This window comes from Hydrogenophaga sp. (genome assembly GCF_030373225.1).
Lineage (GTDB): Bacteria > Pseudomonadota > Gammaproteobacteria > Burkholderiales > Burkholderiaceae_C > Hydrogenophaga.
In genome coordinates, this window is record NZ_JAUCZG010000021.1 from 1 (window position 1) to 19,984 (window position 19,984).

Here is a 19,984-nt window from a genome sequence, read left to right on the forward strand (position 1 = left end):
TACCGCACTGGCATGCAAGACTAATGCCAGTTATTTACGGGACAGGACACTAGATGTGGATGACCAAAATGCTGCAAGAACTGCTGGCCCAGCTTCCCATCCCCAAAGTCAGCAATCGCTGCTCGACCGTCGTTCACTTTCGCAGGTTGATGGACAGCAATGGGTCCTCAGCTGCCGCCCGAGGAAGAGTTCAGGCTGCCAGCGTCGTTCGATGCCAGCACTCGGCCAACCAAAGCCAGGTCGCCCAGAGCGCGCTGGAGCAGTGGGCCCGCATCCACGAGATCGAGCGTGAGGCCAAGACGAAAGCGCCAAGACGCGGCCCCTGCTGACTTTTGTAGACATTCAGGGTGAGCCTGTAAGCCATCGAGTTAGCGGGTGGGTTAGCGTGAAACTTGACCCTAGTGGACGCCCTGTGGCGGGGGAAGGTACGCATTGCGGGTACGCAAGGCTGGCTAGGGTGAATGGCAGCCGAAAAGGCAGAGAAACCTCTGACGGCAAGCAAGGCTTCTCAGGCTACGAAAACCGTCCGGTCAAGTGGGGGAAGCCCATAGAGAGGGAGTCAGCCATGGTGCCTTCGTCAATATGCCCAGGGCACAACCGGGTACACGACACTGCTGGAGAACGACCGGCAAGACGCATCTGAAACCCTGTACTGCTGGCTACACAGTGGCTACACGGGCACAAAAACAAAAAGAGCCTGCTACTAAATTGATAGTGGCAAGCCCTTGTGCACATTGGCGGAGAGGGTGGGATTCGAACCCACGGTACCTTGCGGTACGCCTGATTTCGAGTCAGGTACATTCGACCACTCTGCCACCTCTCCGGTGTTGGTCTTCAGCGCGAACCGGCGAGTATAGCAGGCACCTGGAGCACCTCATTCGACACACCGGGCGTGCGGGGCCGGTGAGACAATCCGGCCACCGCAGACCCCCACCGCCCATGCTCGTCGACACCCAACCCGCGACCTACCAGCACATGCCGGCTTCGCCGGAGGTGCGTGACCACTGGGTGAACTCCCAGCTCATCGGCGTCCTGATGGACAACATGGGCGCTTCTTTGCTGGCCGCGCTGGTGTCGTTGCCCATTCTGGTCTTCATGATGGCGGGCCAGGTCAACACGGCGGGACTGGTGGTCTGGTCCCTGCTGATGCTGGCACTGCTGGCCTACCGGTACCGCCTGATCGGCATCTACCGGCTGCGCCACGACAGCCTGGAAGGGCCTCAGCGCATCACCTTCATCAACCGCTACCACTGGACCTGGGTTGCCATGGCGCTGTTGTGGGGCGGGCCCGTGTTGCTGAGTTACCAGCAGGCGCCGATGGCCACGCAGTTCGTGTGTGCGCTGGTGGTGCTGGGCCAGGGCTTGCTCACGCTCACCGCCTTCAGCGCCTATTTGCCGGTCTACCGGGCCTATGCCAACGCGCTGATGGTGTCGGTGCTGGCGAGTCTGGTGCTCGTCACCGTGCTGTTGCCCCAACCCTCCGGCATGTGGCAGACCGGGCTGGTCCTCATGGTGTTGCTGCTGGCGTTCTGGGGTTTGCTGTTCATGACGGGAACGCGCATGCACGAGGTGCACCGGGCGAGCTTCGAGTTGCAGTTCTCCAACCAGGAACTGATCGACTCGCTCACCCTGCAGACGCGGGCCTCGTTGCGGGCGGTGGCCACCAAGAACCGGTTCCTGGCGTCGGCGGCGCACGATCTGCGCCAGCCGGTGCACGCCCTGAGCCTGTACGCCGACTGGCTGGCCACCGAGCCCGAGATGGCGCGCGACATCGCTCCGCGCATCCTGCAGTCCACACGCGCCATCAATGAATTGTTCGACTCGCTGTTCGACCTGACACGCATCGACGCCGGCAACTACAAGGTTCGCCTGCAGCATGTGGATGTGGAGAAACTGTTTGCCGATCTGTCGCTGCAGTTCGAGCCGGTGGCGGTGGGCAAATCGCTGCGCCTGCGTTCGCACACGCGCCCCACCACGCTGTGGTCAGACCCGGTGGTGCTGCGCCGCATCCTGGGCAACCTGGTGTCGAATGCGCTGCGGCACACCCACCAGGGCGGCGTGTTGCTGGCCTTGCGCCATCGGGCCGACATGCTGGTTTTCGAGGTCTGGGACACCGGCGTGGGCATCGCGCGGGAGCACCAGCAGGCCATTTTTCAGGAGTTCTTCCGGGTGTCGCAACACCAGGGCACCGAGGACAGCCTGGGCCTGGGCCTGACCATCGTGTCCAAGCTGGCCTCGCTGATGGGTTATCAGCTGGCACTGAGTTCGGAGGCGAATCGCGGCAGCGTGTTCCGGGTGATGTTGCCGGCCTTCACACAGCAGGAAGCCACCGGGCTGCCCGAGCCCACGGTGGTGCGCAGCGAGACCTGATCACGGTCCGCTGCGCGGGTGGGACTCAGAGGTCGAGCAGGCCTGCGGTGCGGGCCAGATGGCTGGCCTGCGAGCGGCTCTTCACGTTGAGGCGGCGGAACAGGCGCCACAGGTGCACCTTGACGGTGTGCTCGCTGATCTGGAGTTGTTCGGCGATGTCGCGGTTGCTCAGACCCCGGTCCAGCATGACCAGCAGCTGTTTCTGGCGCTTGGAGAGTTTGTCGGGAATGGTGGGCGCGTTTTCGTCTTCCACCTCTTCGGCCAGAAACTCTCGCAGAACCTTGGCGATCTGCGCGGCACCGGCCGACTTCTCCACGTAGGCATCGGCACCGGCTTCACGCGCCAGGTCTTCGTAGTCGGAAGAGGGCGACGCCGACAGCACGATCAGGGACGTGTCGGGCAGCATCTGACGGACTTCGCGCACCCCGGACACACCGTTGGTGTCGGGCAATTTCAGATCGAGACAGACCAGTTCGGGCTCACCATGTTCGGCGATTGCCTTGCTTACCGAAGCCAGTCGTTCGAGCTCGATCACCTGGGTGGAGGCACGCAAGCGGCGAAGCAACATGACGACGGCCTCACGCATCAGCGGATGGTCGTCAATAACAAAAATACTCATAACGGGCTGTGCTGGTAATAGATGGTTTCAACCAAAGAGCATATCGACAAGTTGTTGCTTTGGCGATAGTTGCTCAGGGCGCAAACGGGACCGGGTTGGGACTTGCTGCACGGTATGTCGGTCGGCGAGTGCGCCCGATCCCCATACCCCATATGGTACGCCGATGGGTCGCTGGTGGTTGTGCGGGCCACGGCGGTTGCGGCCCCGCCTCCTCAGGTCATCGTCGCCTTGTCCATGCGCGAGGCGTTCAGGTGCCCGGTTCGCTGAAAAAACGCAGTGCGGCGTCCAGTGCATGGGACTCGCCTCGGGTCGCAATCTGGTTCGTGAGTGAGGTGAGCGCAGTGCTGCCTTCGCGCTGCAATCGGGCCATGGCCTGTGCGGCGTCGCGTGGCGCTGTGAAGCCCGTGCTTTGCAGCAGCACGGAGCCCTGGGCGTCCAGGAGTTTGAAATAGAACAAGCCGTCCGCCTCGCGGTATTGCTTGAAGGCGGGGGCGCTGGCCTTGCCGGCTTTGCTGGCCGCAGGTGCCGCGACCGCCTGCAGTGGGCGCAAGCCCACGGCGTGCCGCAGTCGTGCGGTGAAGGGCGTGGCGATCGCCCGGGCCTTCTCGGCGCCGGCCTTCAGGGTTTTTTCAATGCGCACGGGCTCGTGGATGAGCTCGTCGTACACCGCGCGCATGGGCGCGATCTCATGGTCGATGCGCTCGAACAGAAGCTGTTTGGCGTCGCCCCAGGCGATGCCGTCGGCATAGGCCTGTGCAAGCGCCGTGGTTTCCGAAGCCGAAGCAAAGGCCTGGTACAGCTGGAACAGGGCGGAGCCGTCGGTGGACTTGGGCTCGCCCGGTGCGCGCGAGTCGGTCACGATGCCCATGATGAGTTTCTTCAGCTGCTCACGCGGCGCGAACAACGGAATCGTGTTGTCGTAGCTTTTGCTCATCTTGCGGCCGTCCAGCCCGGGCAATGTGGCCACGTGGTCTTCGATCGCCGCTTCGGGCAGCGTGAAGTGTTCGCCGTAAAGGTGGTTGAAGCTGGCCGCGATGTCGCGCGCCATCTCGATGTGCTGGATCTGGTCTCGACCCACCGGCACCTGGTGGGCGTTGAACATCAGGATGTCGGCCGCCATCAGGACCGGGTACATGAACAGGCCTGCCGACACGCCGGCGTCCGGGTCTTCGCCGGCCGCCGTGTTCTTGTCGACCCAGGCCTTGTAGGCGTGTGCGCGGTTGAGCGCCCCTTTGCCGGTGACACAGGTGAGCAGCCAGGTCAGTTCGGGAATCTCGGGAATGTCGGACTGGCGGTAGAACGTGACCTTCTCGGGGTCGAGCCCGCAAGCCAGCCAGGTGGCGGCGATTTCCAGCGTGGAGCGTTGCACGCGTGCGGGCTCTCCCACCTTGATCAGGGCGTGGTAGTCGGCCAGGAAATAAAAGCTCTCGACCTCGGCCAGACGGCTGGCCCGCACGGTCGGGCGCACAGCGCCCACATAGTTGCCCAGGTGGGGAGTGCCCGAGGTGGTGATGCCGGTGAGAACGCGTTGGGTTTTCATGGATGGAGCGGCTTCGATTTACAGGATCAGCATGCGAAGGGGGGTGAGCAGCACCACGATGGCGCTCTCGGTGAGCATCATCAGGGGTCGCAGCCAGAGGTTGCCCACCACGCCGCTGATGACGAGCGCCATCACGATGAAGAAGCCCCAGGGCTCCACGCGCGAGACCAGTTCGGCCTGGCGCAGAGGCAGCAGTCCCACCAGGATGCGTCCGCCGTCCAGCGGGGGCAGGGGAAAAAGATTGAAAGCGAACATGACCAGGTTCACCAGCACACCGGCGCGGCACATCTGCAGGAAAAACGGTTCCTGCACGTTCAGGGCGGCAAGCACGTAGAGCAGCACGGTCCAGGCGATCGCCTGAAACAGGTTGGCGCCCGGCCCTGCCAGGGCCACCCACACCATGTCGCGCTTGGGGTTGCGCAGCCGTCCGAAATTGACCGGCACCGGTTTGGCGTAGCCGAACAGAAAGGCGCCGGCCGTGGCGAAATACAGAATCAGCGGCATCGCGATCGTGCCGACCGGGTCGATGTGCTTGACCGGGTTGAGCGTGATGCGCCCCATCAGCTCGGCCGTGCGGTCGCCAAAGTGTCTGGCTGCATAGCCATGCGCCGCTTCGTGCAGCGTGATGGCGAACAACACCGGGATGGCGTAGAGGGCAACGGTTTGAACGATCTGGGCGAAATCCATGGGGGTGCCTGGAGGCAAACGCGTATTGTCCCAGACTGCAGCGAAGCCCCGGCGGCCGGACTCAGAGTCCGAGTGGGGCCAGCGCGCCCTGGCCGGCGCGGATCACCTCGGGCTCGCCGCCCTGGCCCATCGGGGTGAGGTCGATCACGGTCGTGGGCTCCAGCGCGCAGGCTCCCGCATCGATCACGCCGGCGAGCTCGTGCTGCAGGCGCTCGCGGATCTCTTGCGCGTCGTTGAGCGGGTCGCTCTGGCCGGGCAGGATCAGGGTGGTCGACAGCAGCGGGGCACCGTGCAGGCCCAGCAGCTCCAGCAGGGCCTTGTGCTCGGGCACCCGCAGGCCGATGGTCTTGCGCGAGGGGTGGCTCAGGCGCCGCGGCACTTCCTTGCTGGCCTCCAGGATGAAGGTGTAGGGCCCGGGCGTGGCGAGCTTGAGCAGGCGGTACTGGCGGTTGTCGACCCGCGCGTAGCTTGCGAGCTCGCTCAGGTCGCGGCAGATCAGGGTGAGGTGGTGCTTGTCGTCCACCTGGCGGATGCGGCGCAGCCGGTCGGCGGCGGTCTTGTCGTCGAGGTGGCAGACCAGTGCGTAACTGGAATCGGTGGGGACCGCCAGCACGCCGCCGCGCTCGAGCAGCTGCACGGCCTGCTTGAGCAGCCGTGGCTGGGGGTTGTCGGGGTGAACTTCAAAGAGCTGTGACATGGCGTGCGGGGTTCAGGCCTCGGGCTGTTCGACCGGCAGGCGCCGGTCTCGCGCGGTGAACCAGCTGGCGGTGGCGCCGCAGAGCACGATCATGCCGATGCCGGCGAGCTCCAGCGGACCCGGCGTGTGTCCGAACACGACCCAGCCACACAGCATGGCGAAGCCGATCTGGGTGTACAGGTAGGGCGTCAGGGTGGAGGCCGGCGCACGCGCAAACGCCAGGATCAGCAGGAAGTGGCCCACCGTGCCCATGAGGCCGATGAGGCACAGCAGCGCAAAGGTGCGCGCATCGGGCATGGCCTGCCAAACGAACGGAAGCGCCAGGCTGGCCACCAGCGCGCCGACCCAGCCCGTGAAGAAATGCATCGTCATCGGGTCTTCGGTGCGAGCCATCTTGCTGGTGAGGATCTGGAACCACGCGTAGGTGAACACCATCACCAGCGGCAGCAGGCTGGCCCAGCCGATCACATCGCCGCCGGGCTGCACCACCAGCAGCGCACCGGCGAATCCACCCACCACCAGTGCCCATCGCAGCACCGACACCTGCTCCTTCAGGAACAGGGCAGCCAGCAGGGTGACCGCCAGCGGCGAGATCATGATGATCGCGGTGAATTCGCCCACCGGCATGAACTGCACGCTGACAAACGACAGCACGCTCACCATGAGCAGCAGGCAACCGCGCAGCACCTGGTAGCGCGGGTGCGCGGTCTGCCAGAGCTGGCGGCCGCGCACCGGCAGCATGATGGCCGAGACCGCCACCGCATGAAACACATAGCGGAACCACACCGCCACCAGCACGGACACGAAGGCACCGACGTACTTGACGGTGGTGTCGAGCACCGCGAAGCAGGCCGTGGCCGCGATCAGGAAAGCAATGCCCAGCAGGGCGTGCGCCGGGGTGCGCCGTGCCAGTTCGGACATCAGTGGATGCGCGCCTGGAGCAGGTCCCACACCGGCGTGACGCTGCCGGGCAGATCGGGCAGCTTGCCCAGGTCGGTGTGGCTCTCTTCGGGGCTGTGGAAGTCGCTGCCGCGGGAAGCGGCCAGGCCGAATTCCTGGCAGTAGCCCGCGTATTTCACATAGTCCGACGCGTTGTGCGCACCGGTCATCACCTCCACCGCCTGGCCGCCGTGGGCCTTGAACTCGGTAAAGAGGGCGAATTCCTCATTGGGTGTGAGCTTGTAGCGCCCCGGGTGGGCGATCACGGCCACGCCGCCGGCCTCGGTGATCCAGCGCACGGCGTCTGCCAGCCTGGCCCAGCGGTGGGGCACGAAGCCGGGCTTGCCCTCGGTGATGTACTTGCGAAAGACATCGTTGGTGTCCTTGCTCACGCCGATTTCCACCAGGTAGCGCGCAAAGTGCGAGCGCGAGATCAGTTCGGGGTTGCCCACGTACTTCAGCGCACCTTCGTACACCCCCTTGATGCCCACGCGGGCGAGGTCGTCGCTCATGTCGCGGGCACGCTGTTCGCGTCCGTTGCGTGTGGCTTGCAGGCCGGCCAGCAGCGCGGGCTGCGTGTGGTCCACGCCCAGGCCGACGATGTGCACCGTGATGCCCAGGAAGGTCACCGAGATCTCGACGCCGGTGAGGTAGCGCATGCCCGCCGCCTGCGCCGCCGCCATGGCGCGGCCCTGTCCACCGAGTTCGTCGTGGTCGGTCAGGGCCCAAAGCTCCACGCCGTTGTCGCGGGCGCGTTGCGCCAGCGCTTCGGGCGTGAGGGTGCCGTCGGAGACGACGGAGTGGCAATGCAGGTCGGCGTTGGTCAATGTGTTCACTCGGCAATTCTAGGTTTTACCGGTTCACCCTGTGTTGCGCAGGCCTGCCGCGATCCCGTTGATGGAAATGTGGATGCCCCGGCGAAGCTTGTCGTCGGTGGGTGTGCGTGCCTCGCTCGCCCGGTAACGCCGCACCAGTTCCACCTGCAGGTGGTGCAGCGGATCGATGTAGGGAAAGCGGTGGCGCATGGACCGCTGCAGGGCGGCGTTGTTCACCAGGCGCTGCTTCTCGCCGGTGATGAGTGCCAGCGCATCGGCGGTGCGGTGCCATTCGGCCTCGATCGCCGTGAACACCTGCTTGCGCAGGCGTTTGTCGGTCACGAGTTCGGCATACAGCGAGGCCAGGGCCAGATCGCTCTTGGCCAGTACCATGTCCATGTTGGAGAGCAGGGTGCTGAAAAACGGCCACTGGCCGACCATTTTCTGCAACAAGGCCTTCTTCGCGGCCACGCCCTTGGGGCCTTCGCTGTGCAGAAAAGCGTGCACCGCCGAACCAAAGCCGTACCAGCCCGGCAGCGTCAGGCGGCACTGGCCCCAGCTGAAGCCCCAGGGAATGGCGCGCAGGTCCTCGATCTTCTGTGTGGCCTTGCGCGAGGCGGGGCGAGAACCGATGTTGAGCTCGGCGATCTCGCGGATCGGGGTGGCGGCAAAAAAGTACTCGGCGAAGCGTGGGGTGTCGTAGACCAGCGCGCGGTAGGCCGCCATGCTCTGGCGCGAGAGTTCGTCGGCGGCCGCCAGGAAAGCCTTGGGCGCGTTGCGCGTGGACTGCAGCAGCGTGGCTTCCAGCGTGGCGGCCACCAGGGTCTCGAGGTTGCGCCGGCCGATCTCGGGGTTGGCGTATTTGGAGCCGATCACCTCGCCCTGTTCGGTCAGGCGGATCTGGCCGCGCACCGTGCCCGGGGGCTGCGCCAGGATGGCCTGAAAACTCGGGCCGCCACCGCGTCCGACAGTACCGCCCCGACCGTGAAACATGCGCAGCTGGATGCCGCCCCCACGCTCCCCCGCTGCGAATCTTCCTTCCTGCCCGTTGATCGCGTCGAACAACTCGACCAGTGCGATCTCCGCGCGGTACAGCTCCCAGTTGCTGGTGAAGATGCCGCCGTCCTTGTTGCTGTCGGAGTAGCCGAGCATGATGTCCTGCTCGCAGTAGCCGTCGGCAGCGCCGCGCTCGATCATGGCGCGCACGCCGGGCAGGGCGAGGTAGTCGCGCATGATGGGCGCGGCGTTGCGCAGGTCTTCGATGGTTTCGAACAGCGGGACGACGATCAGGTCGCACACCGCATGGTCATCGAGGGTGCCGCGCAACAGGCCGGCTTCTTTCTGCAGCAGCAGCACCTCCAGCAGGTCGCTCACGGTTTCGGTGTGGCTGATGATCGCGTGGCGAATCGCCTGGGAGCCAAAGCGTTCTCGTCCGCTGCGCGCGGTGTCGAAGATGGCCAGTTCGCCCAGGGTGTGGGCCGAGTAGCTGGCGCCCGGCACACGCAGCGGGCGCGCGTCGTTGAGCTGGCCCATGAGCACGGCCCGCTTGCCCGTCTCGTCCAGCGCCGAATAGTCCGGCTCGATGCGCGCCGTGGCCAGCAGTTCGGCCACCACCTCTTCGTGTTTGTCGGAGCTTTGCCGCAGATCGACCGTGGCCAGGTGAAAGCCGAACACCTGCACCGCACGCATCAGTGGCCGCAGTCGCGCGCGCGCCAGGGCGGCGCCGTGGTGCGCCTTGAGCGAGGCCTCGATGGTGCGCAGGTCGGCGAGCAATTCGGCGGCGCCGGGGTAGGCATCCTGGGGCGCGATCGCGTGGCGCGCGGCCTCGCCACCGGTGAGCGCCTTGAGCGTGGCGGCCAGGCGCGCGTACATGCCGGTGAGTGCTCGTCGGTAGGGCTCGTCCAGGCGGTGGGCGTTGGTGTCGGGGGAGCGCTCGGCCAGCGCCTGCATGGCCGGGCTCACGCGGGTGAGCATGGCCGAGACGGACAGCTCGGCGCCCAGGTGGTGGAGCTGGGTGAGGTGGTGGCGCAGGACCATGTCGGCCTGGCTGTGCAGGGCGAGTTCGAGCGTGGGCGCGGTCACGTTGGGGTTGCCATCGCGGTCGCCGCCGATCCACTGGCCCATGCGCAGGAACGGGGCGATCAGGGCGTTCTCCCCGTCTTCGCCGAGACCTTCCTCGAGTTCGCGGTACAGGCGCGGGATCTGGGTGAGGAAGGTGGACTCGTAGTAGCTCAGCGCGTTTTCGATTTCATCGGCCACCGTGAGCTTGGTGAAGCGCAGCAGGCGGGTCTGCCAGAGCTGGGTGACGCGGGCGCGGATCTGCGCGTCGATGTCCTCGCGTTCGCGCGGCAGGCGTTCCTGCTCGTCGCGCTCGCCCAGCAGGCGCGCGATGGCGCGCTCGGCATCCAGGATGCTCTTGCGCTGCACCTCGGTCGGGTGGGCCGTGAGCACGGGCGAGATGTGGCTGTGCGCCAGTGTGTGAATGACCTTCGCCGGGGCGATGCCCGCCTTGTGCAAGCGCTGCAGCGTGCGCGCCAGGCTGCCCTCCTGCAGGTCGCCGGCGCGTTCGTGCACCGCGCGCCGACGGATGTGGTGGCGGTCCTCGGCCAGGTTGGCGAGATGGCTGAAATACGTGAAGGCGCGGATCACGCTCACCGTCAGGTCGCCACTGAGACCCTTGAGCAGCTTCTTGAGGGCCTTGTCGGCCGACTGGTCGTCGTGGCGGCGAAACGCCACCGACAGCTGTCGGATCTGCTCGATCAGATCGAAAGCCGCCTGCCCTTCCTGTTCGCGGATCACGTCACCCAGAATCCGGCCCAGCAGGCGGATGTCGTCGATCAGGGGCTGGTCCTTGTCGACGCGGCTGGTGGAGCGGACGGCAGGGCGGGGGGTGGTGCGGACGTTGGTTCGGCTCATGGTGGAAGGGGACGAGGGGCCTGCCGACAGGGCCGGGTGATCTGGGGAAAACCCGGTGGGAAGGCCATGCTAGCATTCAAAAACACCCTGCCCGGTTACCAACCGGGTACCAACTTTGCGGCTTGCGTCGCCTCCTGTTTTTTCCTTCCTCCATGTCCCAATCCACCTCACTGGCCATCACCATCGCCACCCGCGAAAGCCGCCTGGCGCTGTGGCAGGCCGAACACGTCAAGTCCCTGCTCGAAGGCATGGGGCACCGCGTGACGCTGCTGGGCATGACCACGCTGGGCGACCAGATCCTGGACCGCAGCCTGTCCAAGGTGGGTGGCAAGGGGCTGTTCGTCAAGGAGCTCGAGGTCGCGCTGGAAGACGGCCGCGCCGACATGGCGGTGCATTCGCTCAAGGACGTGCCGATGCTGCTGCCCGACGGGTTCGCACTGGCCTGTGTGATGGAGCGTGAAGACCCACGCGACGCCTGGGTGTCTGCGGGCTGTGCATCGCTGGCCGACCTCCCCGCCGACGCGGTGGTCGGCACCTCCAGTTTGCGTCGCCTGGTGCTGTTGCGTGAATCGCTTGACCGCCTGGGTCGCAGCGACGTGCGCATCGAGCCCTTGCGCGGCAATCTCGACACCCGCCTGCGCAAGCTTGACGAGGGCCAGTACCACGCCATCGTGCTGGCCGCAGCCGGCCTCAAGCGCCTGGGCCTGGGCGAGCGCATCCGCCACGTCTTCGAGCCGGCCGATTCGTTGCCCGCCGCGGGCCAGGGCGCCCTGGGCATCGAGGTCCGCTCCGATCGCCAGGACCTGATCGATGCGCTGGCTCCGCTCGCCCACCCGGCCAGCTGGCAGCGTGTCGCCGCCGAGCGCACCGTCTCGCGCGCCATGGGAGGCAGTTGCTCCATGCCGCTGGCGGCTTACGCCGACTGGCAGGCCGATGGCTCGCTGAAACTCGACGCGGCCTGGGGCGACCCCAGCGGGCAGCAGGCCGTGGTGCGGGTGCACGCCCAGGCGCGGGTGCAGACCCTGGCCGAGGCCGAAGCGCTCGGCCAGCGCGTGGCCGCCGACCTGCGCGCGGCCGGCGCCGTGCCGCCGCCGGTGGAGGCCTGATTCCTTGGGTGACAGCACCGCCCGGCGGCCTGCGTCCGGCCGTGTGGCGCGGCTGATCGTCACCCGGCCGGCGGCAGAGGCGGCGCACTGGGTGCAGGCCTTGCACGCCCATGGCTGGCCGGCGCATGCCCTGCCCTTGATCGACATCGGCGAGCCCGCCTCGGCCGAGGCCCGGGCCGCCTTGCAAGGCTGGCGCGCCGCCTGGCAGCAGGTCGATGCGCTGATGTTCGTCAGCGGCGCGGCCGTGAGCCATTTTTTTGTGGCCGGTGCGCTGGCAGCGCCGGTGCTGCCGGTGCACACGCGCTTCTGGGCACCCGGACCGGGCACCGCGCGCCAGCTCGCGCAGGCGCTGTCGGTCCTGGGCGTTTCCGGGGAGCAGATCGACGCTCCCGCCGAGGACGCTGCCCAGTTCGATTCGGAGCACCTCTGGCCGGTGATCGCACCGCAGCTGCGGCCCGGCTTTCGCCTGCTGATCGTGCGCGGCAGTTCGGTCGACGCACCGCCTGCAGCCGGCACGGTGGCTGGCCACGGTCGCGACTGGCTGATTCGGCAGTGCGAGGCCGCGGGCGCGCGCGTCGACGGCTGCGTGGCCTATGAACGGCGTGCGCCGGCACTGGACGAAGGCGGTCGGCAACGCATCATGGACGCAACGAAGGCCGGCAGCCTCTGGCTGTTCAGCAGCTCCGAGGCCCTGGCCGCGCTGCAGCTGTTGCAACCCGATGCCGACTGGGGCTCGGTCACGGCGCTGGCCACCCACCCGCGCATCGCCCAGGCGGCGCGCGCCCTCGGCTTTGGCCGGGTGATCGAATCGCGGCCGAGCCTGCCCGACGTGTTGCGCGCCCTAGAATCGGAACGGTCCGCACCATGAGCACCTTGCCCTCCCAGAACCCTCCCGACCAGCCCGCGGCGTCCGCCCCGGTGGCCGGCCCCGCCGCGCCACCGCCGGCGGCGCCCGCTGCTGCTCGACCCGGCCAGGGCCTGGTCTGGATGGCCCTGCTGCTGGCCGCCATCGCCCTCGTTTTCACCGGCATGCTCTGGCAGAAACTCGGCCTGGCGCAACAGGAGCTGGCCCGGCGCGCCCAGGAGAGCGGTGCACAGGCCGTGGAGGCGCGCACGCTCGCCGCGCAGGCCGAGGCGCTGACCCAGGAGCTGCAGGGGCGCCTGACGGTGGCCGAAGTGCGGCTGTCCGAGGTCAGCCTGCAGCGCAGCCAGCTTGAAGAGCTGATGCTGGCGCTTTCGCGTTCGCGCGACGACAACCTGGTGCAGGACCTGGAATCGGCCGTGAAGCTGGCGCAGCAGCAGGCCCAGCTCACCGGCAGCACCCAGCCCATGGTGGCTGCGCTGCGCGCGGCCGACCAACGCATCGCGCGGGCAGCGCAGCCCCGCCTCAACCCGGTGCAGCGGGCCATCGCGCGAGACATCGACCGCATCCAGGCCGCGGCCCTGGCCGACATTCCCGCGCTGGTCCTGCGGCTGGACGAACTGGCTCGACAGGTCGATGAGTGGCCTGTGCTCAACCAGGTCGGGCTGGGCAAGGCGGCGCCTGCCGACGCCCCGTCCCGGAGGCCTGATGCGGCCCATCCGGAGCCGGCGCTGGAGGGCAGCACCGCTGCAGCGTCCGGGGACACCGGCCTGAGCGACGGCTGGGCCCGCGTCTCGGGCTGGCTGGGGGATGTGTGGACGCGCAGCTGGAACGACATCACGCGCAGTGGGCGCGAGCTCGTGCGGGTGAGTCGCATCGACCGTCCGGAGGCGGCCTTGCTCGCGCCCGAGCAGGCGTTTTTCCTGCGCGAGAACCTCAAGCTGAAACTGCTCAATGCCCGCCTGGGCCTGCTTGCCCGCCAGTTGAGCACCAGCCAGGCCGATCTGCTCGCGGTGGAAGTTGCCATCGCCCGCTACTTCGACACCAGCGCCGCGCCGGTCGCCCGCGCGCAGGCCCTGGTGGGGCGCCTGCGGCGCGATCTGGTCGATACCGACGTGCCCCGCCCCGACGAAACCCTGGCTGCCTTGGCCGCGGCCGCGGGAGGCCGTTGATGCGCAGCCGTCAGCGGGGTGCGATGCGCAGCGTGTTCTGGCTGCTGGGGCTGGCAGCCGTGGCGGTGGCGCTGGCGCTGCTGGTGGGTCACAACGAAAGCACGGTCACGCTGTTCTGGCCACCGTACCGCTTCGATGTCTCGTTCAACCTGGTCCTGTTCTGCCTGATCGCCGGCTTCCTGCTGCTGCACGCCGCGCTGCAGGCGGTGGCCTTGATCCGCGACCTGCCCATGCGTGCGCAGCGCTGGCGCAGCCAGCAGGTCGAGCGTTCGGTGGTCGGCTCGGTGATGGACGCGTTGTCGCACCAGCTCGCCGGGCGCTTCGTGCGCGCACAGTCGGCTGCGCAGCAGGCGCTCGACCAGCTCAAGTCGGTGGCACCGGGCCAGTGGCCGCGCCGCGACCAGCTGCAGGTGCTCGCCCACCTGCTGGTGGCCGAAAGCGCCCAGTCGCTGCAGAACCGCGAACGGCGCGACCTGAACCTGCAGGCGGCACTCGATCCGGCGCTGGCCAGGGGGGCACCGGACGCACACGAAGGCGCCTTGTTGCGAGCGGTTCGCTGGGCGGTCGAGGACCGGGACGTGGAAGCCGCCCGCAGCCGCCTGGCCGAGCTGCCCCAGGGGGCCGGCCGCCGCATCCAGGCGCTGCGCCTCAGGCTGCGGGTGGCGCGCCTGGGTGGTGCCACGGCCGAGGCGCTGGACACCGCCCGCCTGCTCGCCAAGCACAAGGCGTTTTCGCCCGACACGGCACGCAGCATCGTGCGGGGACTGGTTCTCGATGCCTTGCGCGATGCCCACGACATGGCCCAGCTGGAGAGAGTCTGGACCGGGCTGGACGCCAGCGAACGCGCCATGCCCGAGCTGGCGTTGGCCGCGGCCCGACGGGGCAACCAGCTGGTGTTCCAGCGCAGCGATGCCGACGATGACGAAGCGCGCCGGGTGGCCGGGCGCCTGCGCTCCTGGCTGGAGCCGCTGTGGCTCCAGTTCGATGCCCTGGAGCCCGCCCAGCAGCGACAGCTCGTCACGGCGTTCGAGCCGGGCCTGCCGCAACTCGACAGTGCCTGGCTCGCGCGGCTGGAGCAGCAGCAACGGCTCTCGCCCAACAACGCCCTGCTGCAATACCTGGCCGGACAGGCCTGCATGCAGCGCCAGCTCTGGGGCAAGGCCAGCCAGTTGCTCACCCAGGCCAGCCATGGACTGGGCGATGCAGCATTGCTGCGCAGAACCTGGCGGTCCCTGGCCCGGCTGGCCGAAGAGCGCGGTGACGAGGCGGCTGCGCAGGCGGCCTGGAAAGAGGCGGCCCTGCTCGACTGAGGCGCTGTCCGCCACCCAAAAGAAAAGCGCCCGAAGGCGCTTTTCTTTTGGGCGGTGCACCCTCTGGCGGCGAGCGCCCGAGGGGTGTCGCTGGTCAGCGTGACTCGAAGGGCAACTGCATGTCGCGCAGGTCCTTGCGCGTCTCGACCAGCACCAGCGGGCCGTCTTCCAGCACCACCGGTGGTTTGGGCTCGCGCGGCACGTGCACGGGTTTGGGTTCGGCCGCGATCGCGGCTTGCACCTGGGCCACCTTGTCGGCGTTGGAATTGACCCACTCCAGACCGCTGGCCTGGGCGACCTGCTGCATCTCGTCCAGGGGCAGGGAGAAGCTGGCCACCTTGGGCAGACCGCGGGCTGCGGGTGCCTCGCTCACCGCCGGTGCCACGGGCCTGGGCGCCGCTGCACGGGGAGCCGGGGCTGCCACAGGGGCCGACACCGGCGCCATCGCGGCCGGTGCCATGGCCGGCGCAGGCGCGACAGGTTCCACGGCAGGCACAGCGACGGGCGCTGCGACCGGGACCTCGTTCACCACCGCTGCCGGTGCAGGTGCAGGTACCGGTGCCGGTGCAGCTTCCACCGGCAGGCTGAAGTAGCTGCGTGCGGGAGCGTCTTCCTCGACCGGCTCTTGCACCGGCGCCAGCGTGGCCGCAGCGGCAAAGGCCACTTCGCTTGCCGGCAGTTCTGCCGCCAAAGCCTGCTCGCCTTCTTCGGGCGCGCCATTGGCGTCCCTAGGGCCACGTTCGCGGCGATCGCGGCCGTAGCGGTCTCGGCTGCGGCGCTCGCGCGGGGCGCGCGGGGCGCCATCGCCGCCGTCGGCCATCTCGCCTTCGCGCGGTGCATCGGTGCTCTCGCCAGCTTGCGCTGCGATCGGCGCTGCATCCGGCGAGGCAGCCGGGGCCTGGGCGTCGGTGCCTTCGGCGGAGCGGCGGCGGTTCTCGCCACCACGCCCGCCCCGTCCACGGCGCTGGTTGTCGCCCCCTTCGGCGGCATCTCCCGGTGCGGCTGCTGGCGCACCGTTCACCAGCTCGGCTGGCGCTGCGCCGTCCACCGCAGCGGCGTCGCGGCGGTTGTCGCGGCGGCCATCGCTCCGGCGACCGTCACCGCGCGTTTCGCCACGGCCTTCGCCGCGAGGCTCTGCGCGGCCTTCACCGCGGGCTTCCCCGCGTGGTTCGCCACGGCCTTCACTCCGGCGACCATCGCCACGGCCTTCCGACCGACCTTCCGGGCGTCCCTCAGGGCGTCCTTCCACACGGCCTTCCGCACGCGGTTCGCGGCCTTCCACCGGGCGCCCTTCGCGACCGCCGTCACGGCCACCGCGGCCGCCCTCGCGTCCGCCTTCGCGCTGGCCACGGCCTTCGGCGCCGCCACGTCCACCGCGGCTGCGTCCCTCACGGCCCCCTTCGCGGCCACCCTCACGGCCGCCTTCGCGCGGACCACGGCCATCGGCGCGTTCTTCACGCGCGCCGGGCTTGGCAACCGGTGCGGCCACCGCCGGCCTCGGGGCTTCGGTCGGGGCCTCGGTGCCACCAAACACGCTCTTGAGCCAGCCGAAGAAGCCTTTTTCGGCCGGCGCAGCGGCGGCCGGGGCAGCCACCACGGGCGCTGCCACCGGCTTGGCGGCAGCGGGTGCCACCACCGGTGCCGCGACCACCTCGGGGCGGGGAGCCGCCACCGGAGCCGGACCATCGGGCAGCACGCCCTTGATCACCGGTTCCTGCTTGTTGGTGCGTTCCTGGCTGCGGCGCGTGAAGCCGGTGGCCTCGTCCGGCTCGTCGGCCAGCTTGTAGCTGGCGTCGAGGTTGTCCAGACGCGGGTCGTCGTGCTTGAGGCGCTCGAGCTTGTAGTTGGGCGTGTCCAGCGACTTGTTGGGCACCAGCAGCACGTTGATGCGCTGCTTGAGTTCGATCTTGGTGATCTCGGTGCGCTTCTCGTTGAGCAGGAAGCTGGCCACTTCAACCGGCACCTGCACCAGCACGGCGGCCGTGCTGTCCTTGAGCGACTCTTCCTGAATGATGCGCAGGATCTGCAGCGCCGACGACTCGGTGTCGCGGATGTGGCCCGAGCCACCGCAGCGCGGGCAGGGGATGGACGAGCCTTCGTTGAGCGCGGGTTTGAGGCGCTGGCGGCTCATCTCGAGCAGGCCGAACTTGCTGATGGCGCCGAACTGCACGCGGGCGCGATCCTGGCGCAGCGCGTCGCGCAGGCGGTTTTCCACGTCGCGGCGGTTCTTCGACTCGTCCATGTCGATGAAGTCGATCACGATCAGGCCGCCCAGGTCGCGCAGGCGCGCCTGGCGGGCCACTTCATCGGCGGCCTCCAGGTTGGTGCGGGTGGCGGTGTCTTCGATGTCGCCGCCCTTGATGGATCGGGCCGAGTTCACGTCCACCGCCACCAGCGCTTCGGTCTGGTCGATCACGATGGCTCCCCCGCTGGGCAGCTGCACGGTGCGGCTGTAGGCGGTTTCGATCTGGTGCTCGATCTGGAAGCGCGAGAACAGCGGCGCGTCGTCGCGGTAACGTTTCACGCGGTGGCCGTGTTCGGGCATCACGTGGCTCATGAACTGGTGCGCCTGCTCGAAGATGTCGTCGGTGTCGATCAGGATCTCGCCGATGTCGCCATTGAAGTAGTCGCGGATCGCACGGATCACCAGGCTCGATTCCTGGTAGATCAGGTAGGCGCCCTTGCCGCCCTGGGCTGCGCCATCGATGGCGTTCCACAGCTTGAGCAGGTAATTCAGGTCCCACTGCAGCTCGGGCGCGTCGCGGCCGATGCCGGCGGTGCGAGCGATGATGCTCATGCCGTTGGGGTACTCGAGCTGGTCCAGCGCCTGCTTGAGTTCCTGGCGGTCTTCGCCTTCGATGCGGCGGCTCACGCCACCGCCGCGCGGGTTGTTCGGCATCAGCACCACATAGCGGCCGGCCAGGCTCACGAAGGTGGTGAGGGCTGCGCCCTTGTTGCCGCGCTCTTCCTTCTCGACCTGGACCAGCAGTTCCTGGCCTTCACGGATCACGTCGTTGATGCGGGCCTGGTTGACCGGCACGCCGGCAGCGAAGTACTGGCGCGAAATTTCCTTGAACGGCAGGAAGCCGTGGCGGTCCTCGCCGTAGTCCACGAAGCAGGCCTCCAGCGAAGGCTCCACGCGTGTGACGACGGCCTTGTAGATGTTGCCCTTGCGCTGTTCGCGCCCCTCGATCTCGATTTCGTAGTCGAGCAGTTTTTGCCCGTCCACAATGGCCAGCCGGCGCTCTTCGGCCTGCGTGGCATTGATCAGCATGCGTTTCATGATGCGATTTCCTTCGTTCAAACACACAAGGACGCCCGGGTCGGAAGACCACAGGCGTCAACTCGCCGTGAACCAGCGGAAAAAGCGAACGGGGAGGGAATTGCCGGAGAGCCGTTGACCCGCAGTTCGGGGCAGGCGTTCAACACAGGCGGGCACCGGAGTGCCGCGTCGAACTGCCAGGTCAGGGCGTAGGCGCGCGGAGTTGGGTGAGCAGGGAAGGCTGGATGGCTGTCGACGACATGGATCTGGCCGGGTTATCTCTGTGTTCACTTTGTCCTCGACCAGCTTCACGTTGGAGAGCTGGTCGATCGGGGTATTCCGTAATCGGGTTCGCTGTTTTCATCACCGGTTCGCCCGCGGCGTCTACCGCACCTTGACCACACCAGGATTCCACAGGGAATGACTGTCGGTGCGGCGGGGGGTGCCGGGTGCTGCGGGTGGCAACCATCTCGCGTCGGTCTCCCGCTTTGTCGGGCCGGGAGGTCTGCGCCGTCAGTGCTTGCCTTAAACTCAAGGCAAATCAATCACTTAGAGCACGTGACGCGAGTGACGCATTATAGACAGCCAAGCGCTACCCCGGTGCCCTATTTCCCTCCGCCTTCCCCTCGCTTTCCCTTGCCCCAGTCCCCACCCCCCCCCAGCGCAGCCGTGCGGCAGCTCACGGTGGACGAAGAGTCGGCCGGTCAGCGCCTCGACAACTTCCTCATCCGCGAGCTCAAGGGGGTTCCCAAGTCCCACATCTACCGCATCATCCGCTCGGGTGAAGTGCGCCGGAACAAGGGCCGCGTCGGGGCCGATGACCGGGTCCAGCCCGGTGATGTCCTGCGCATTCCACCGATCCGCCTCTCGCAGCAGGCCGAGGAAAAGCAACTCCATCCCGCGCCCGCGCGCCAATTCCCGGTGATTTTCGAGGACGACGCCTTCCTGGTCATTGACAAACCCGCGGGTGTGGCGGTGCACGGTGGCAGTGGCGTGAGCTTTGGCGTGATTGAGCAAATGCGGCAGGCCCGTCCCGATGCGAAACTGCTTGAATTGGTTCACCGTCTGGATCGTGAAACCAGCGGGCTGCTGCTGATTGCCAAAAAGAAGAGTGCGTTGAAGGCATTGCAGGATCAATTCCGGGAGCGGGAAACCGGGAAAACCTATGTGGCACTTGTCAAAGGGGCGTGGCCGGCCCGTCTCAAGGTGCTGGATCAGCCATTGCACAAATACCTGCTCGGCGACGGTGAGCGCCGGGTCAAGGTGACCACCCGGGACGATGAAAACGCCATGCATTCGGTCAGCCTCGTGAAGGTGGCTGCCCGCATTCCCGCACCAGCGGGCCTGTCGGACAGCCTGCCCCAGGGCCTGAGCCTGCTCGAGGTCACCATCAAGACCGGCCGCACCCACCAGATCCGGGTGCACCTCTCCCACGCCGGCCATCCGATTGCAGGGGATGACAAATATGGGGATTTCGAACTCAACCGGCAATTGGCACGATGGGGATTGAAAAGAATGTTTCTCCATGCCTGGCGCCTGCGATTGAAGCATCCGGTAACAAATGCCCCGATTGAGTTCCTGGCCGAACTCCCGGAAGATTTGCGCAGCTGGGTGCCGACACCCGTTGAAAAACGCGATTAGAATGCGGGTCTGGTTCGACCGATTGCAATCTGTCTGTCCAATTCGCAT

At 67.4% G+C, this 19,984-nt stretch carries 15 protein-coding genes and 1 tRNA gene; 7 read left to right on the forward strand and 9 right to left on the reverse strand.

Features of this window, described 5'->3' with window-relative positions; translation table 11 throughout:
* Positions 1-53 precede the first annotated feature (53 nt).
* The gene (locus QUV35_RS12540) at positions 54-329 is read left to right on the forward strand and encodes a hypothetical protein (protein WP_300874392.1); all 276 of its coding nucleotides are present in this window, start codon (positions 54-56) and stop codon (positions 327-329) included.
* 406 nt (positions 330-735) lie between these two features.
* On the opposite strand, the gene QUV35_RS12545 is transcribed toward QUV35_RS12540, so the two are convergent.
* A tRNA-Ser gene (locus tag QUV35_RS12545) sits at positions 736-823 on the reverse strand.
* Between the two features lie 116 nt (positions 824-939).
* Between QUV35_RS12545 and QUV35_RS12550 the strand changes: the two genes are divergently transcribed.
* Positions 940-2,370 (forward strand): HAMP domain-containing sensor histidine kinase, encoded by a 1,431-nt coding sequence (locus QUV35_RS12550; protein WP_300874395.1) that lies wholly within the window; start codon positions 940-942, stop codon positions 2,368-2,370.
* A 25-nt stretch (positions 2,371-2,395) separates the two neighbouring features.
* On the opposite strand, the gene QUV35_RS12555 is transcribed toward QUV35_RS12550, so the two are convergent.
* From QUV35_RS12555 to ppc, 7 genes are all read right to left on the reverse strand, one after another.
* Positions 2,396-2,989 (reverse strand): response regulator transcription factor, encoded by a 594-nt coding sequence (locus tag QUV35_RS12555; RefSeq protein ID WP_083239785.1) that lies wholly within the window; start codon positions 2,987-2,989, stop codon positions 2,396-2,398.
* 247 nt (positions 2,990-3,236) lie between these two features.
* A complete protein-coding gene (locus QUV35_RS12560) occupies positions 3,237-4,529 on the reverse strand; it encodes a tryptophan--tRNA ligase (RefSeq protein WP_300874400.1) in 1,293 nt (430 codons plus the stop codon).
* An 18-nt stretch (positions 4,530-4,547) separates the two neighbouring features.
* Positions 4,548-5,216 (reverse strand): site-2 protease family protein, encoded by a 669-nt coding sequence (locus QUV35_RS12565; RefSeq protein WP_300874403.1) that lies wholly within the window; start codon positions 5,214-5,216, stop codon positions 4,548-4,550.
* A 61-nt stretch (positions 5,217-5,277) separates the two neighbouring features.
* Positions 5,278-5,913, reverse strand: a complete 636-nt coding sequence (locus QUV35_RS12570) for an L-threonylcarbamoyladenylate synthase (RefSeq protein ID WP_300874406.1) — start codon at positions 5,911-5,913, stop codon at positions 5,278-5,280.
* Between the two features lie 12 nt (positions 5,914-5,925).
* Complete coding sequence (locus QUV35_RS12575) at positions 5,926-6,834, reverse strand: DMT family transporter (protein WP_300874409.1); 909 nt, start codon at positions 6,832-6,834, stop codon at positions 5,926-5,928.
* Positions 6,834-7,688 (reverse strand): 3',5'-nucleoside bisphosphate phosphatase, encoded by an 855-nt coding sequence (locus QUV35_RS12580; protein WP_300874412.1) that lies wholly within the window; start codon positions 7,686-7,688, stop codon positions 6,834-6,836. The genes QUV35_RS12575 and QUV35_RS12580 overlap by 1 nt, the downstream gene beginning before the upstream one ends.
* A gap of 24 nt (positions 7,689-7,712) precedes the next feature.
* A complete protein-coding gene (gene ppc, locus QUV35_RS12585; RefSeq protein WP_300874415.1) occupies positions 7,713-10,583 on the reverse strand; it encodes a phosphoenolpyruvate carboxylase in 2,871 nt (956 codons plus the stop codon).
* Between the two features lie 152 nt (positions 10,584-10,735).
* Here ppc and hemC point away from each other — a divergent pair, with 152 nt between their 5' ends.
* From hemC to QUV35_RS12605, 4 genes are read left to right on the forward strand one after another with little or no spacing between them, the layout of a single operon-like run.
* A complete protein-coding gene (hemC, locus tag QUV35_RS12590; protein WP_300874418.1) occupies positions 10,736-11,689 on the forward strand; it encodes a hydroxymethylbilane synthase in 954 nt (317 codons plus the stop codon).
* 4 nt (positions 11,690-11,693) lie between these two features.
* Complete coding sequence (locus QUV35_RS12595; RefSeq protein ID WP_300874421.1) at positions 11,694-12,557, forward strand: uroporphyrinogen-III synthase; 864 nt, start codon at positions 11,694-11,696, stop codon at positions 12,555-12,557.
* Entirely contained in the window at positions 12,554-13,723 is a 1,170-nt protein-coding gene (locus QUV35_RS12600; protein ID WP_300874423.1) for a uroporphyrinogen-III C-methyltransferase, read from the forward strand. The genes QUV35_RS12595 and QUV35_RS12600 overlap by 4 nt, the downstream gene beginning before the upstream one ends.
* A gap of 23 nt (positions 13,724-13,746) precedes the next feature.
* Complete coding sequence (locus QUV35_RS12605; protein ID WP_300874547.1) at positions 13,747-15,033, forward strand: heme biosynthesis HemY N-terminal domain-containing protein; 1,287 nt, start codon at positions 13,747-13,749, stop codon at positions 15,031-15,033.
* 94 nt (positions 15,034-15,127) lie between these two features.
* Here the strand turns inward: QUV35_RS12605 and QUV35_RS12610 are convergent, their stop codons facing one another.
* Positions 15,128-18,316, reverse strand: a complete 3,189-nt coding sequence (locus QUV35_RS12610) for an Rne/Rng family ribonuclease (protein WP_300874426.1) — start codon at positions 18,314-18,316, stop codon at positions 15,128-15,130.
* Positions 18,317-18,931: 615 nt separating this feature from the next.
* On the opposite strand from QUV35_RS12610, the gene QUV35_RS12615 reads away from it, so the two are divergent.
* Positions 18,932-19,936: an RluA family pseudouridine synthase gene (locus QUV35_RS12615; RefSeq protein ID WP_300874429.1), complete on the forward strand. Its 1,005-nt coding sequence runs from the start codon at positions 18,932-18,934 to the stop codon at positions 19,934-19,936.
* Positions 19,937-19,984: the final 48 nt, after the last annotated feature.

Excerpts from the sequence above, each read along its gene's own strand:
- QUV35_RS12540 (WP_300874392.1), top strand. The coding sequence starts at position 54 with ATGTGGATGACCAAAATGCTGCAAGAACTGCTGGCCCAGCTTCCCATC.
- QUV35_RS12550 (WP_300874395.1), top strand. The coding sequence starts at position 940 with ATGCTCGTCGACACCCAACCCGCGACCTACCAGCACATGCCGGCTTCG.
- QUV35_RS12555 (WP_083239785.1), bottom strand. The coding sequence starts at position 2,989 with ATGAGTATTTTTGTTATTGACGACCATCCGCTGATGCGTGAGGCCGTC.
- QUV35_RS12560 (WP_300874400.1), bottom strand. The coding sequence starts at position 4,529 with ATGAAAACCCAACGCGTTCTCACCGGCATCACCACCTCGGGCACTCCC.
- QUV35_RS12565 (WP_300874403.1), bottom strand. The coding sequence starts at position 5,216 with ATGGATTTCGCCCAGATCGTTCAAACCGTTGCCCTCTACGCCATCCCG.
- QUV35_RS12570 (WP_300874406.1), bottom strand. The coding sequence starts at position 5,913 with ATGTCACAGCTCTTTGAAGTTCACCCCGACAACCCCCAGCCACGGCTG.
- QUV35_RS12575 (WP_300874409.1), bottom strand. The coding sequence starts at position 6,834 with ATGTCCGAACTGGCACGGCGCACCCCGGCGCACGCCCTGCTGGGCATT.
- ppc (WP_300874415.1), bottom strand. The coding sequence starts at position 10,583 with ATGAGCCGAACCAACGTCCGCACCACCCCCCGCCCTGCCGTCCGCTCC.
- hemC (WP_300874418.1), top strand. The coding sequence starts at position 10,736 with ATGTCCCAATCCACCTCACTGGCCATCACCATCGCCACCCGCGAAAGC.
- QUV35_RS12600 (WP_300874423.1), top strand. The coding sequence starts at position 12,554 with ATGAGCACCTTGCCCTCCCAGAACCCTCCCGACCAGCCCGCGGCGTCC.
- QUV35_RS12605 (WP_300874547.1), top strand. The coding sequence starts at position 13,747 with ATGCGCAGCGTGTTCTGGCTGCTGGGGCTGGCAGCCGTGGCGGTGGCG.
- QUV35_RS12610 (WP_300874426.1), bottom strand. The coding sequence starts at position 18,316 with ATGAAACGCATGCTGATCAATGCCACGCAGGCCGAAGAGCGCCGGCTG.